This is a genomic window from Mesorhizobium neociceri, assembly GCF_013520985.1.
GTDB lineage: Bacteria > Pseudomonadota > Alphaproteobacteria > Rhizobiales > Rhizobiaceae > Mesorhizobium > Mesorhizobium neociceri.
This window is the reverse complement of the sequence record NZ_JACDTY010000005.1, coordinates 312,018-325,437: the sequence shown is the minus strand read 5'-3', so window position 1 is coordinate 325,437 and position 13,420 is coordinate 312,018. Positions and strand designations below refer to the sequence as shown.

At 62.1% G+C, this 13,420-nt stretch carries 11 protein-coding genes and 2 pseudogenes; 3 read left to right on the top strand and 10 right to left on the bottom strand.

Annotated elements, in window-relative coordinates; all coding sequences use genetic code 11:
• Positions 1-340: 340 nt before the first annotated feature.
• Complete coding sequence (locus H0241_RS13760) at positions 341-628, top strand: hypothetical protein (RefSeq protein WP_181058196.1); 288 nt, start codon at positions 341-343, stop codon at positions 626-628.
• A 96-nt stretch (positions 629-724) separates the two neighbouring features.
• Here H0241_RS13760 and H0241_RS13755 read toward each other — a convergent pair whose 3' ends face one another.
• Positions 725-1,642 (bottom strand): NADP-dependent oxidoreductase, encoded by a 918-nt coding sequence (locus H0241_RS13755; protein WP_181058194.1) that lies wholly within the window; start codon positions 1,640-1,642, stop codon positions 725-727.
• A gap of 176 nt (positions 1,643-1,818) precedes the next feature.
• Here H0241_RS13755 and H0241_RS13750 point away from each other — a divergent pair, with 176 nt between their 5' ends.
• Both H0241_RS13750 and H0241_RS13745 read left to right on the top strand, forming a co-directional pair.
• Positions 1,819-2,061, top strand: coding sequence for a hypothetical protein (locus H0241_RS13750; RefSeq protein ID WP_210284913.1), 243 nt, complete (start codon positions 1,819-1,821; stop codon positions 2,059-2,061).
• The gene (locus H0241_RS13745) at positions 1,992-2,465 is read left to right on the top strand and encodes a class I SAM-dependent methyltransferase (protein WP_181058192.1); all 474 of its coding nucleotides are present in this window, start codon (positions 1,992-1,994) and stop codon (positions 2,463-2,465) included. The genes H0241_RS13750 and H0241_RS13745 overlap by 70 nt, the downstream gene beginning before the upstream one ends.
• Before the next feature lie 196 nt (positions 2,466-2,661).
• Here the strand turns inward: H0241_RS13745 and H0241_RS13740 are convergent, their stop codons facing one another.
• The 9 genes and pseudogenes from H0241_RS13740 to H0241_RS13700 all read right to left on the bottom strand — a co-directional run bounded on the left by H0241_RS13740 (position 2,662) and on the right by H0241_RS13700 (position 13,401).
• A complete protein-coding gene (locus H0241_RS13740) occupies positions 2,662-3,513 on the bottom strand; it encodes an acetylserotonin O-methyltransferase (protein WP_235984266.1) in 852 nt (283 codons plus the stop codon).
• Between the two features lie 23 nt (positions 3,514-3,536).
• Positions 3,537-4,460: an ATP-grasp domain-containing protein gene (locus tag H0241_RS13735; RefSeq protein WP_181058190.1), complete on the bottom strand. Its 924-nt coding sequence runs from the start codon at positions 4,458-4,460 to the stop codon at positions 3,537-3,539.
• Between the two features lie 149 nt (positions 4,461-4,609).
• Positions 4,610-5,686: pseudogene (locus H0241_RS13730) on the bottom strand (ABC transporter ATP-binding protein).
• A gap of 34 nt (positions 5,687-5,720) precedes the next feature.
• Positions 5,721-7,829 (bottom strand): ADP-ribosylglycohydrolase family protein, encoded by a 2,109-nt coding sequence (locus H0241_RS13725; protein WP_181058188.1) that lies wholly within the window; start codon positions 7,827-7,829, stop codon positions 5,721-5,723.
• A 38-nt stretch (positions 7,830-7,867) separates the two neighbouring features.
• Positions 7,868-8,701, bottom strand: coding sequence for a carbohydrate ABC transporter permease (locus H0241_RS13720; protein WP_181058186.1), 834 nt, complete (start codon positions 8,699-8,701; stop codon positions 7,868-7,870).
• Positions 8,698-9,543, bottom strand: a complete 846-nt coding sequence (locus H0241_RS13715) for a carbohydrate ABC transporter permease (RefSeq protein ID WP_181058184.1) — start codon at positions 9,541-9,543, stop codon at positions 8,698-8,700. The genes H0241_RS13720 and H0241_RS13715 overlap by 4 nt, the downstream gene beginning before the upstream one ends.
• Before the next feature lie 140 nt (positions 9,544-9,683).
• On the bottom strand, positions 9,684-11,003 hold the full coding sequence (locus H0241_RS13710; protein WP_181058182.1) for an ABC transporter substrate-binding protein: 1,320 nt from the start codon (positions 11,001-11,003) through the stop codon (positions 9,684-9,686).
• 33 nt (positions 11,004-11,036) lie between these two features.
• Entirely contained in the window at positions 11,037-12,044 is a 1,008-nt protein-coding gene (locus tag H0241_RS13705) for a LacI family DNA-binding transcriptional regulator (RefSeq protein ID WP_181058181.1), read from the bottom strand.
• A 318-nt stretch (positions 12,045-12,362) separates the two neighbouring features.
• A pseudogene (locus H0241_RS13700) lies at positions 12,363-13,401 on the bottom strand (Cj0069 family protein).
• Between the last annotated feature and the right edge of the window lie 19 nt (positions 13,402-13,420).

The window sequence follows — 13,420 nt, the reverse complement described above, 5'->3', positions numbered from 1 at the left end:
TCAGAGCGATGGATGCCGGTAACTTTCGAGAGTTCAGAAATGTTTCGAGCCGAGCCATTTGTGAGCGCCAACATCACTTACGAAACAGCGATAAGCGGATCGGACGCCGAGCAGCAGACGTGCTCGGTCGAAGAGTCTTGCGTCCAGACAGTGATTGGTCGCATCCCAAGCCAATTTCCGCCTGCCGCGCTCCACGTTATTGCAAGACGTTCAAATTTGAGCTTCCGTACTCATGCTTTGTCGAGAGTATCTCCTGTAGTCACTTAGACCTTCTGCGCCGCAAGGTTCTGCCATTCTGAGTGGCCGTCGGCGACGAATGACGACGAAATAGGAGAACGCAATGACTCGCAATCACGTTGAACGTCTTGATGAGTTCAGAGAGATCCTGGTCGCGACTCGACGCGAAGGAGTCCGCAACGTGCACCATACTCGCGACGCAATGCGGGCAAGTGGCTTTCAGATCGGGGACAGCGACGGCTCCAGTTACGGAGCCGAGCTGAAGGCGCTCCAAGAGGAAATCGAGGCAGTCGATCGTGCCATCGAAGACGAAAAACGGCTGGCCTTGGCCCTCGAGAGCGCCGCTCAATCCCGACGACCGACCAAACCGAGAATCGTGAAGGGATCATAGATTCAGATACGGTCCTTCGCGCCCGTCGATCGCCTGCGGCATCCGGCCGATCCGGATAGCGCCGGCCGGCTGCGTGCATCGATAGGCGCGTGTCGCTCACGGACGAACGCGGATGATCGTCTTGCCCGAGCGTCGCACGGTCGGGTTGAAGGCGGAAACGGCATCGTCGAGGGTCGAGATGGTGCCGATGTTCGTCCGCAGCCGTCCGTCCCGTACCCGTCGGACGATCTCACCCAGTTGAGCACGATCGGACTCGACAACGAAGTCGATCGCCAGGCCATTGGCGGGCAGTGCATCGGGCGGCCCGACGACGGTGACCAGTGTTCCTCCTGCTCGTATCAGGCTCGCGGACCGCTTCTGGATGTCGCCGCCGATGACATCGAACACCAGATCGACGCCGCCGACGTCTTCCAGCGCGTCGTTCTCGAGGTCGACGAACTCGTTCGCGCCGAAGTCGAGCGCCTTCTGACGGTCGGCAGAGCGTCCGGTGCCGATGACGTAGGCGCCGGCCTCGCGTGCGAGTTGTGTCACCATCGATCCGACTGCGCCGGCCGCACCGTGCGCAAGGACGCTCCGTCCGGCCCGAAGGCGGCCGTGGTCGAACAGACCCTGCCACGCAGTCAGGCCCGAGATCGGCAAACTGGCGCCTACAGTGAAGTCGACGTCGCCCGGCAGTGGCGCGAGGTTACGGGCCTCGACGGCCACATACTCCGCCAGGGTGCCGTCGCGATACCAATCGGTGAGACCGAACACCCGCTGGCCCACCGACAGTCCCGTCGTGCCGTAGCCGAGAGCGGTGACCACTCCGGCCAGCTCGTGCCCGGGGATCGATGGCGTTCGGTCACGATCGACGCGATCAGTCCAGGTCGAGGGCCATGTCAGTTCAGTCGGGACGAAACCCGAGGCATGAACCTGAACCACGACGTCGTTTATAGCCGCCTGTGGCTCGGGGCGTTCCACTAGCTTCATCCCGGCCGTTCCCGCGGCCTGGTCCGTTACTACGATTGCCTTCATCGGAATTGTCTCCTCGGTCATTTGTCACGTGGCGATGACCGGTAGATATGTCCGGCTCTGGTCATGAAACAGGACCAAGATTGGCGAGAATGATGGTACCGTTGCGCCGCCAGTATCCAAGATCAAAGCACAGCCGGAACGACAATCAAGGGTACACTGAAGGGGCGTCTGATCGAATGGATTTTGATTGGCAAAGCATCAACGCCTCAGGTTCGTTTGCCGAGCGCGACTACGTGACGAACAAGCTCCCGACATGGATGCCCATTCTTGAACCGCTGCGCGACACACCCCTTTCGATTCTGGAAATTGGCTCCATGGAAGGCCGCTCCGCGCTCTTCTTGCCAGCTATTTGCGAAAGGCCGTCATCACCTGCGTCGATCCCTTCCACAAACGGGAGAAAAGGTTCGACAGGAATCTGAGGCCCTACGCCGATAGGGTGACGAAGATTCGAGACTTCTCACTGCCTGCGTTGATCAGGCTACGCCAGGCAGGGGCGGAATTTGACCTGGTTTATATCGATGGCTGCCATGAGCGCGAAAGCGTCTTGATGGATAGCGTCCTGGCATGGGGGATGCTCAACTTCGGCGGCATGCTCATTTGGGACGATTACACCGACTACAAGGACGACAAGGCAAATTGGGAGCGTCCCACTTCCGCCGTTGATGGCTTCCTGGTCGCCTACGCGCAAGAGTTTCAAGAGATCTCGCGCACCAAACAGCTCATAGTAAAGAAGACTGCAGACACCCCGCGTTGCCCGGTAAGGGGAAAAATCGGCTCACGCCGCCTCAGGACCCTGGTGCAATCCATCCAGGGCTGGCTCTGATAGCCAAGGCAACAGGTGGCCTCAGACAAACCCACCGCCTGAAACCCGCCATTCCGCCACGATCAGCCCGCGAGGCGCGCACGAAACAGCGTGCAGCCGTCCGTCAGGCGCGACCTGGAGATATCCCTGAATCCAGCCTCGGCCATCCACGCCCGATACTGACCTTCCGTGTACGATTCGCCTGCGCGATAGAGGTTCAGGAAGGTGAGATTGAGAAACACACCGTCAGGCGGGCCGAGGCGGTCGTCATCGACGACCCCCACCCCGCAATTGCGATCTCGCCTCCTTGTGTCAGACAACGCGCCGCGTTCAGGATCGAACTGCGCGCCTGGTCCGGCGGAAGGACCTGGACGACGGCCTTCATGATCGCCAGATCATACCGACCGATCGACGGCGCGACAGTTATGTCGCCCTCTTCGACAACCACGTCGTCGGCACCGTATTCCGACAGGATGGCTGGCGCGACCGCTGCGACCGTTGGGAGTTCCATCAGCGTCGCCGCGATATGCGGCCACCGCTCGCGAAGTCCGACGAGAATGGTCCCGGCGCCGCCGCCGATGTCGATCACCGAACCGGTCGCCGAGAGGTCCAGCTCGCGGGCCAGATTTCGGCCGAAAGTCACCCCGCCCGGTGCGAGCATACGGCTGAAGGCCGCCGCGGACTCAGGCCCCGCTTCGGAAAAGTCGTGCAGCGCCGCCGGCCGGTTCTGTCGCAGCGACTCCGCGGTCAACAGGTCGGCTCCCCAGAGCTCGCGCAACAGCGCATGATCGCCGCCGCGATAGGCCGGCTTGGACGCATCGAGGAAGGCCGCCGCTTCGGCGCCGTTGCGAAATTGACCATCCTCGACGTCGAGGAGACCGATGCTGGCCAGCGCGTAGAGCAGCCGCGACAGACGATCGGGGTCGACTTTGAGCGCGACACCGAGGCTGTCAGCGGTCATCGCGTCGCCACCGAGCCGGGTGAAGATGCCAAGGTCCAGCCCGGCACGAAGCGCCAAGGCGGGAGGCACCCCTTTGATCAACTTGTCGATCCGCTCAGAATCCACCATGTCATGTCCCTTCCACGTCCTCGTCACGGAAACGTTTCAACCGCCTTCTTGGCTATGGCCCGGCCGATGGTTGCCATGATGTCGAACTGGCTCTCGTAGCTGATCCCGTTCGCCTTCTGGATCGAAGCGTGGATTTGGCTCGAGAACGGCCAGTAGGGAAAGCACGGATGACATTCGAATATGCCAATCTCACCCGTTTCGATGTCCTTGGCCATGTCGAAGTTCAGCAGCGGGACATCGGGAAAAGCGGAACGGTGGGCTGACTTCGCAGTTTCCATCATCTCTGGATTGGCGTCCAACACGACTTCCATAGTTCGCGTGTTGGAGACTATGGCCGTGCCGCCCTTGCCGAAGTCCCATCTCGCCCTTAGCGGTTCACCGCGTTGCGTGGTTTGCCGATAGCAAAGGACGACTTCGCCGAAGACCGTGACCACCCGATAACTGACTGGCCATTCGCCGGTGTAGACGAACTTCTGAATAATCATCGGTCCGCGCCGGCCGAGATGGTTCGGCGGGAATGAAGAGCGATCGGCAAACTTCACCCGCCCGATCTTCCTGACCCTGACATTGGCGCCGGCCCGTCCGATGGACGGCTTTTCGACAACGTAAGGTCCCCATTCGGCCGGGTCGAGCTTGGTATCCGGCCGCAATTCTTCCCACCGTGGCACCGATACACCGGCGGCGGAAAGCGTCCGGTACTCGTCTATTTTGCTGCCTTTGACACCGGAAAAGAACTTACCTGGGAGCAACTTGCGGTCGGTCCGCCGAACCATGGCGATGGACATGGATTGAGAAAGCCAAAGGGGCAAAAGCGGAATCTGCTCCGCTAGTCTGTGACGGACAAGGCGAGCAGAAATTCCCTCTGACGTGATTGCCTCCGCGATGCGATGAAAATCCTGCTTCGTCTTCGGATCTTCGTCCGGTACGACCAACACCACCGTCGTCAAAGGCGTTCCCCCGCGTCCCCCATCGCGGCGATATTAGACCACATTCATTTTGCCGAACAACTGGTGCGCTTTCTGAGCAGTACCTTGTGCGCGAGTGTTCGATGGCCGACCGTGCTTTTGCCGTCACCGATCCGCCGACAGCCTCAAAATCACCGTTCCAGCGCCCGTCCTGTCTCGGCGTCGAACAGGTTCAGCTTGGCGGTATCGGGTTCGACGTAAAGCGTATCTCCGGGGCCGGCGCTGATCCTTTCGCGGAACACGGCGACCGCCGGCACGCCGGCAATCGTCAGATGGACCTGCGTTTCGGAGCCCGTCGGCTCGACCACGTCGACCGATGCGGCAATGCCCTTGCCGGAGGCAGATATGCTGAGATGTTCAGGCCGGAACCCGTAGCGCACCTGCTTTCCCTCGGCTGCGCTGAACCCCGGGCTGACCGGCAAGAGTGTGCCGTCGCGCGTTCGCACCGCCGGCGCGCCGTCATGTCGCGCGACAACGCCGTCAATAATGTTCATCGACGGCGAGCCGATGAAGGTCGCGACGAACAGATTGGCCGGATGATCATAAAGCTCGAGCGGGCTGCCGATCTGCTCCACTCGTCCGTCATTCAGCACGACGATCTGGTCGGCCATGGTCATGGCTTCGACCTAGTCGTGCGTGACATAGACCGTGGTGGTGCGCAGGCGCTGATGCAGCGCCTTGATCTCGGCGCGCATCGCCACGCGCAATTTGGCGTCGAGGTTCGACAGCGGTTCGTCAAACAGGAACACCTGCGGGTTGCGCACGATTGAACGACCCATGGCGACACGCTGCCGCTGGCCGCCCGACAATTGCCTGGGATAGCGATCGAGCAGCGGCGTCAAGCCGAGGATTTCCGCCGCCTTGGCGACACGTTCGGCTTTCTCGGCCTTCGGCGCTTTGGCGAGCGTCATCGAGAACGCCATGTTTTCGGCAACCGTCATATGCGGGTAGAGCGCATAGTTCTGGAACACCATGGAGATGTCGCGCCTCTTCGGCGGCAAATCGTTGACGACCTTGTCGCCGATGCTGATCGTGCCGCCGGAAATGTCCTCCAGCCCGGCGATCATGCGCAGCAGCGTTGACTTGCCGCAGCCGGAAGGCCCGACCAGCACGACGAACTGGCCGTCTGGAATCGTGACCGAGACGCCGTGCAGCACTGCGTGCCCGGCGTAGGATTTCAGCACATTGGCGATTTCGACTGAAGCCATCGGGATTTTTCCTGGGATTGAGGTCGCGGGAGGTTCAGGTCCCGCTCACATGCAGCCTGTCGGTCGACAGGGCGCCTTCAGCGATGAGCAGTCCGATGCCACCATCTTTCAACGCTTCGGCGGTCGTATCGTCCGCCTCGAGCGCCACACCATCGAACAGCGCCTTGATCCGGCTGCCCTTGAGGGTCAGCGTCACCGGGATCGCCTTTTCGAAGACGAGGTCGTATGCCGTCTCCGCCAGAACGACCGTCTCGGTATCCCGTGTGCGCACGATCTGCAGCTTGCCGTCGCGGGTGGCGCGCACGGCGTAGTAGCGCCGCAGGCCCTGAACGCGCGCGCAGACGCCGCCATAATTGCCTAGGTGAATGACGACGTCGCCGGACACCTTGTAGTCGGTCCATTGCCGCGTGCCGTGAATGACGATGCCTTCGTCGCGGCTTTGCGAGATGCGGAAGCTCGGCGGATAGCGCTTGGAAAAGAAGCTGACGCCATTGACCCAGGCCATGCGCCAGAAATCGCTTTCGCCGGCGGGACGGTGCAGCGTGAGTTCCGGCGCCCCATCCCATCTGAGATAGTCGAGCAGCACACGGCCGTCGGCACGCTTGCCCTCGCTGGTGAGAACGATGCCGATCTCGGCGATCGGCTGACCGTCCAGATCCGGCAGGCGCCATGACAGGACGCGCTCGTCGCCTGCCTTCAAGGTGACCGCATCGCCATCGATGTCGCGCAGATGGTCCTCGCCATCATAGGCGCGGATGCGCAGCCGCACCGACACGGCGCCCTTGCTGTGGCGATCGGCGACGACGCGCGCCTTGACCACTTGCCCGGGATAAACCAGCGGCGTCGCCATCAGATCGTAGGTGCGCATCGACAGCACCTCGCGCGGCGAAAATGTCGGCGTCGTCACCGTGGCGCTGAGGCCAGGCGCCAGCGCTTCATAATTTATGGTCAGCGCACGCGCGTTCTCGAATTCGATGTTGCCGACGCGAACGCCAATCGCAGAGCCGTGACCTTCGACCGGCCGAAAGCCCTGCTGGCTGCCCGATAGCGAGAAGTGGAACTGGGCGCCACCCTTGGGCGCATCGAGCGGGTTGCCGCCGGCGAGCGTCATGCCGAGATTGGCGATGTAATAGGCCGTGCGCACGGCATCGTTGATCGAGTTGCCGCCATCGGCCGAGGAGATCAGCAGCCGGTCGGCGATCGGCCCGCGCCAGTCCGGACCGGCCTCGATGCCGTCGAGGCCGAGCATCAGAGCGAGCAGGCAGCCGACATTACCAGCATTGCAGTCGGTGTCCCAGCCGGACGTGTTGACGATCATCTGCGCCTTCTGGAAATCGTCTGGCGCATAGAGCACCGCCATCACCATCAGCGCATGGTTGGGCACGACATGGCAGTTGCCGGGATATTTGTCGTAGCCGTATTTGTCCTCAATCTTCTGGCGCGTGTCGTGCCAGTCGGGATGTTGTTTCACCCAGCCTCTGATGTCGGCGATGAGCTTTGCGATCAGGCTGTCGCGCGGGATGACCGACAGGCCGGTATCGATGAGGTGGTCAATGTCGCTGGACACGAAGGCCTCGGCCTCCATCGCCGCCCACAGCATCGCCGCATAGACGGATTCGCCGTCATGCGAGACCTTGCCGGCCTGCTCGGCAAGCCTGGCCGCCAATTGCGGTTGCCCCGGCGCCACCATCGCCCAGCCGTCGATGAAGATCTGCGCGCCGATCTGCTCGGCGACCGTCGCGCCGTTGGTGGCGATCGACCCCGAATGCGGTCCGGGAATGCCCTTCTTGAGGTTGAGCCAGGCGGTATGCTCGGTCGAGTTGCCCGAGCCGCCCCACCACAGGATCGAACGCTCCTCGACGATGTAGTTGAGCCAGGCCTTGCCGATGGCTTCGGCCGACAGGTCGGGCGATATGCCGTAATCCTCGAGCGCGCGGATGAAGGTGAAGGTGCCGGCGACATCGTCATCTGTCACCACCAGCGGCTGCTTCAGCCGCTCATGCACGTAATAGTCGATCGGCCCGAGCTCTTTCATGATCTTCCGGTAGGTCCAGCCCTCGAACGGCCGGCCGAGATAGACGCCCACCAGCTTGCCAAGCACGCCGGCATAGACCCGTTCCAGATAGTCATTGGGTAACTGCATATTCTGCTCCAGATACTCGAAAAATTTCGGCTCGGGTCTCAGCCTTTGACCGAGCCGCCCGCCATGCCTTCGATGAACCGCTTCTGCATGGCGACGAACAGCACCACCACCGGCACCACGATGATCAGCGCGGCGGCCATGATCTCACCCCAGTCGGAACTGTATTGCCCGCTGAGCAAATAGAAGCCGATCACGGCGGTGACCTTGTCGGCCTTCTGCAGGAAGGTCGTCGCGATCAGGAATTCGTTCCAGGAGTTGAGACCGATGATCAGCGCCACCGTGAGAATCCCGGGCGACACGATCGGCAGCATCACCTTGGAAAACACCTGCCAGGACGTGGCGCCGTCGATCAGCGCGGCTTCCTCGAGCTCCTTCGGCACGGCGATGAAATAGGTCCTGAGCAGCATCACTGCGAAGGGGCTGTAGAGCGCGGTATAGATCAGCGCGACGCCGAAGACATTGTTGATCAGCCCGAGCTTGGCGAAGCCGAAATAGAGCGGGAAAATGTAGAGCTGGATCGGCGCCGTGGTCGTCGCCAAGAGGTAGAACGTCCAGATCTTCCATGACGCGACTTTCTTGCGCGCCAGCACATAGGCAGACAGCGAGCATGTCGTGCAGACGAGGACGATCGTGGTGCCCGACAGCAGCAGCGAATTGACGAAGGTTTTCGAAAACTTGGCGTGCGTCCAGGCGTTGGTGAAATTCTCCCAGCGGATCGGGTTCGGCAGCGACAGCGGGCTCTGCACGATCTGCGCCGCGGGCTTCAGTGCATTGAGCACCAGCAGCGCAATCGGAAACAGCGCGATGAAGGCACCGATGCCGAGCACGATATAGGAGACGGTGAGCGTCGCCCGGCTCTCGACCATTCTCATTGTTCGCCCTCCTGCGTCTGCAGGCGGACATAGAAGAACGTGCCGACCAGACCGAACAGGCTGATCACCAGCGCCGCCGCCGCCGCCTGGCCGACATTGAGGTCGTAGAAGGCGTGGCGATAGGCCAGCGTCGACAGCACCTCACTCGAAAACGCCGGCCCGCCCTGGGTCAGGATGTAGACGAAGTCGAAGGCGAGAAAGCTCCAGATTACCGTCATGATCATCATCAGCATGATGGTCGGCCGGATCGCCGGCAGCAGCACGTAGCGCATCATTTGGCCGTAGCTGGCACCCTCGATGCGTGCTGCCTCGATCTGCTCCTGCGGCACCTGCCGAAGGGCGGCAAAGAAGATGACGCAGAGAAAGCCCCACCAGTGCCAGAGGTCGACGGTCGCCACGCCGAACAGCGCGGTCGATGGCTGCGCCAGCGGATTGGCCACCGGCAGACCCATGCGGTCCAGCATGCCGAACACGCCGGTGACGGGGCTGTAGATCATGCCTTGCCAGACACGCGCGGTGATGACCGTGGCGATGACGACCGGCAGGAAGTAGACGACCTGGAAGAAATTGCTGCCGCGCCGCACGATCAGCAGCATCGACGCCGCCAGCAGCCCCATGGCGATCGGCACGACGAGGAAGATGCCGGTCCAGATGATGTTGTTGGTCAATGCCGACCAGAACACGCTGTCGGCCAGCAGCGCCCGGAAATTGTCCAGCCCGGAAAAAGTCGGAGTCGAAATGCCGTCCCAGTTGCAGAACGCCAGGACGACCGTCAGCAGTGCCGGAACCAGCACGATGACAAAATTGATGATCAGCGTCGGGACGAGGTAGAGCCGGTGCATGGACAGTTGCCCTGGATTTCAGAGCATGATGCCGAAAAGTGTGAAGCGGTTTTCGGACGACATCATGCTCTATCTATTTTGATTTAGCGCCGGTCAGGCGCCGCTCCGTCGCTGGTTCAGATGGTTCGCGGTTGGCCGCCTCAGGCCCGCTTTGGCACCGCCGGCACCTTGCCGGCCGCCTTTTCCTGCTGGAAGGTCTCGTCGAACTTCTTGAGGTAGTCCTTCGAGCTGATCTTCTTCAGCCAGACTTCTTCCATGCCACTGACCAGATAGGTATCGGTGGCAGGCGGCAGGAAAGTCCATGTCGTGTAGCCGTACTGGCCGGCGCCGACGGCCGTCGACAGGTTCTTCATCGTCTCGGTGTAGAGCGGCAGCACCTTGTCGGAGAGCTTCGCCCCCGACAGGTCCTTCAAAGGCAGGTTCCACTCGCCCTGCCAGGCCGAGTTCATGGCGCCGTAGAATGTGTCGCTGAAGATATAGTCGAGCACCGCTGCCGCTCCGTCTGGATTTTCGGATTTCGCATTGACCGAGAGCGTCGAGCCGATACCGAGCGCATAGACCGGCGGGCCGCTCGTGCTGGGGAAGCCGACGAAGGCCGGCTCGGCATTGTTGGGCGGGAAATAGGTCGGGACGTTGGTAAAACTCCAGGTGCCGCTTGGCGCCATGCCGGCCTGACCTGTCGCCACCTGGGCGAAGGCCTGCTCCAGCGTCAGCGAGAAATAGTTGGGGCCGAAATAACCCTTCTGCCACCACTCATCGAGCTTATCGATGGCTGCCTGGATGGACGGGTCGGTCCATGGAATGGCGCCGGTCAGCGCCTTGTAGACATTTTCCGGACCAGCCACCGAATTGAGCACGATCGAGACATGGTGTTCGTTGGCGGGCCGCCAGTCGGCGTTGCCGGCGCCGAACGGAACCAGACCCTTGGCCTTCATCTCGTCGGCCAGCGCCTCGAGTTCGGCGATGGTGGTGGGCGCCTTCCAGCTGTTCTTGTCGAACAGCGTCTTGTTGTAGAACAGGCCGAGCGTCTCATAGGTCTTGGCCAGCGCGTAGAGCTTGCCCTCATATTTGCCCAGTTCCGTGAACAGCGGCAGCAGCCGGTCGTTCCAGCCGAGCTTGGCGGCGTAATCGTCGAGCGGCAGCAACTGGCCGGCCTGCGCCATCGACGCGACATAGCTCGGGCCGGCGGTGAAGACGACGTCCGGGCCGCTGCCCGACAGCATGGCGATGCGCAATTGCTTGTCGAGATCGGTGCCACGGAAGTCGATCGACAGATCGTCCTCTGGATGCGCCGCATTGAACGGGTCGATCAGAATGGTCTTGAGGCTGTCCTGGTTTTCCGGCGAGGCGGATTCATACCAGAAGCCGACCGGCTTCTTGTCGTCGGCAAAGGAAAGGCGCGGCAGCAGCGGCAGGGCGGCAAGCCCGAGGCCGGTCTTGAGCAATGTACGGCGTTGCATGATGTTCTCCTCCGATATCGTTTCTTATGGCAGTCAGGTCGAACCGCGTTCGATCAGGCTGTAGGGCATTTCGAGCGCGGTTCCCGCGCCCGGTGAGGCGCCGCGCAGGCGCTCCATCAGGATCTGTGCAGCCTTGACCCCCATGTCGCCCTGGAACTGGGCCACGGTGGTCAGCGATGGCGTCACCAGCCGTGCCGCCGAAATGTCGTCGAAGCCGGCAACCGCAATGCTGCCGGGAATGGCGATGCCGCGATCGCGCAGCGCCTGCATCACGCCGATGGCCATCAAATCGTTGGCGGCGAAGATCGCCGTCGGCGCATAGCCGCTGGCCAGCACCGCCTCGGCGGCCCGGGCGCCGCCGGTTTCGCTGAACTCCTCATCGACGACGATGTAGGGCGTGCCGCCGGCTTCAGTCAGCGCCGTGCGGTAGCCTTCGACCCGCACGCCCTGGGGACCACCGCGGCCGGCCACCATGGCGATGCGCTTGTGGCCGCGGCCGATAAGAAACTGCGTCACCGAAAAGGCGGCGGCGTAGCTGTCGACAAAGATGTCGTCGATGGCGATGTCGCCGCCGCGCTTCTTGCTCGACTCGATGCGCACCACCGGCACGCCGGCATCGAGCAACGGCTTGAAGTCGCTGGCCCGCAAGGTGAAGAACACGCCGATCACGCCGTCGACCCGCCCCTGCCGCGACCAGTCGAGAAAATGCCGCTCGCGCTCGGCCGACCCGTCGGTGCTGACCGCGATCACATCATAGCTGAGGTTTTCGGCCACCGACTGGATGCCGCGCATCAGCGCCGGATAGAACGGGTTGGTGATGTCGGGCACGACGCAGGCGATGGTCATGGTGCGATTGGTCTTGAGCGCCTGCGCAAACCGGTTCGGCGTATAACCCAGCTCCGCCGCCGCCTTGGTGATCCGCTCCCAGGTCTCCGACGATATGGCCGGTGAGCCGCCGCCGCTCATCACCATGGACACGCTCGCCTGCGACACACCCGCGAGGCGCGCAACGTCCTTCTGTGTGGCTCGCGAGCTTTTCATAAGGTTCCTTATACGTATCACTTATACGTATCAATACCAATCGGAGGCAGCGAGTCAAGAGCCTCGTCGATGAGGTTGTCGCTCCGGGAAACCTCCCAGCTCTTGCCGTCCACTGTCCCGTCACAATAGGTTTGGTCGCGGCGGTGCCCTCGTGATGAAGGCGCAAATTGGACCAGTCGCGCTACTGACGCTCCTCCGGCGGCCGAATCTTGCGGCCAACCGAAACTGGAAACGGCAAGCAGCGAGCCGGCGAGCATCGGACTGACCGCCGAGCCGCGTACGGCCAGAGCCACACTCGGACCGCCAATTATCGTCAATTCACAATCGCATGGCAACGAGTCGAGCGATTTCGGCCGGCGCCTGATCGGGGATGGCGAAGACTGAGCTGACGTTGATCTCACAAAGCAGATACGTGTCTTCACCTAACACAGTCCGTGGTCCGTAGAGAAAATCGGCATCCCAAATGATCGGCAGCGACTTGGCGTCGATGCCAAGCAGAGCCATCATTTGCGGCGTCCACTTGGTTTCCACATTGGTCCGCAGCGCCTGAAACGGTTCGGCCGTGGCGGGATGCATTATCCGCGGCCCCTGGTTGCGCCGCCTCGGAATCCGGTCCTTCAGGAGGTGGTGGGATTAGGGCCTTGATGAACTGGTGGCCAAAGCCGACCACCTTGTCGGCGCCCATGTAGCAGCGGATCATCCCGTCGGGTAAACGCGGTTGGAATGGCTGATCCACGATGCAGCCATCGGACGTCAAATACACCTCGCAGCGCGCTATGAAATCCGGCAGTGCGATTTCTTCCGGCATACTGCCGCGTCGCGCATGCAGTACCCGAACCGCCGGCTCTCCGCCAGGAAGCGAACCGATCAGCTCGACCTTCCATACTCCCTGGCCGCCGTTGCCGCGGTTCTGCTTCAGCACCCGCGGACCGGCCGTTCGAAGCCGCTCCGGAAACGCCTCCCGAAACGCCTCGGCGGAGCCGTAGAGGTGCGTGTCGGTTCCCCATCCGAGATGCTTCGTACGGTGCAGAACTTCCTTCACGCCCATTTTCAGGATCACGTCTGGATGGGCACTCACCCAGGGGCCGCGTGCCGCCACGTCGCGCAGCAGCGGGTCGAGCACCGCACGGGTTTTTCCCTCGTGCAAGGGATCGACCCAAACCAGCACGCCGTCCATCGCCAAGAGCTGGGTCCGAACCTCCTCCGCAAACTCTTCGTCATAAACGGCCGGTTCGGCGTGAACACCGATCGTCGCGAGCTCCTCGAACGCGCGATGAAACCGGTTGTTCTGCGGTGTCGCCGTGCGACGCGCCTCCCGGTTACCGCGCCAGACCACAGCCACTCGCCTCGTGCCCATGATACCTCGCCTCCTACTT

Bases quoted from the DNA above. Each gene is read 5' to 3' on its own strand.
- H0241_RS13760 (WP_181058196.1), top strand. From the start codon at position 341: ATGACTCGCAATCACGTTGAACGTCTTGATGAGTTCAGAGAGATCCTG.
- H0241_RS13750 (WP_210284913.1), top strand. From the start codon at position 1,819: ATGGATTTTGATTGGCAAAGCATCAACGCCTCAGGTTCGTTTGCCGAG.
- H0241_RS13725 (WP_181058188.1), bottom strand. From the start codon at position 7,829: ATGCAGTTACCCAATGACTATCTGGAACGGGTCTATGCCGGCGTGCTT.
- H0241_RS13755 (WP_181058194.1), bottom strand. From the start codon at position 1,642: ATGAAGGCAATCGTAGTAACGGACCAGGCCGCGGGAACGGCCGGGATG.
- H0241_RS13710 (WP_181058182.1), bottom strand. From the start codon at position 11,003: ATGCAACGCCGTACATTGCTCAAGACCGGCCTCGGGCTTGCCGCCCTG.
- H0241_RS13720 (WP_181058186.1), bottom strand. From the start codon at position 8,701: ATGAGAATGGTCGAGAGCCGGGCGACGCTCACCGTCTCCTATATCGTG.
- H0241_RS13740 (WP_235984266.1), bottom strand. From the start codon at position 3,513: ATGGTGGATTCTGAGCGGATCGACAAGTTGATCAAAGGGGTGCCTCCC.
- H0241_RS13715 (WP_181058184.1), bottom strand. From the start codon at position 9,543: ATGCACCGGCTCTACCTCGTCCCGACGCTGATCATCAATTTTGTCATC.
- H0241_RS13705 (WP_181058181.1), bottom strand. From the start codon at position 12,044: ATGAAAAGCTCGCGAGCCACACAGAAGGACGTTGCGCGCCTCGCGGGT.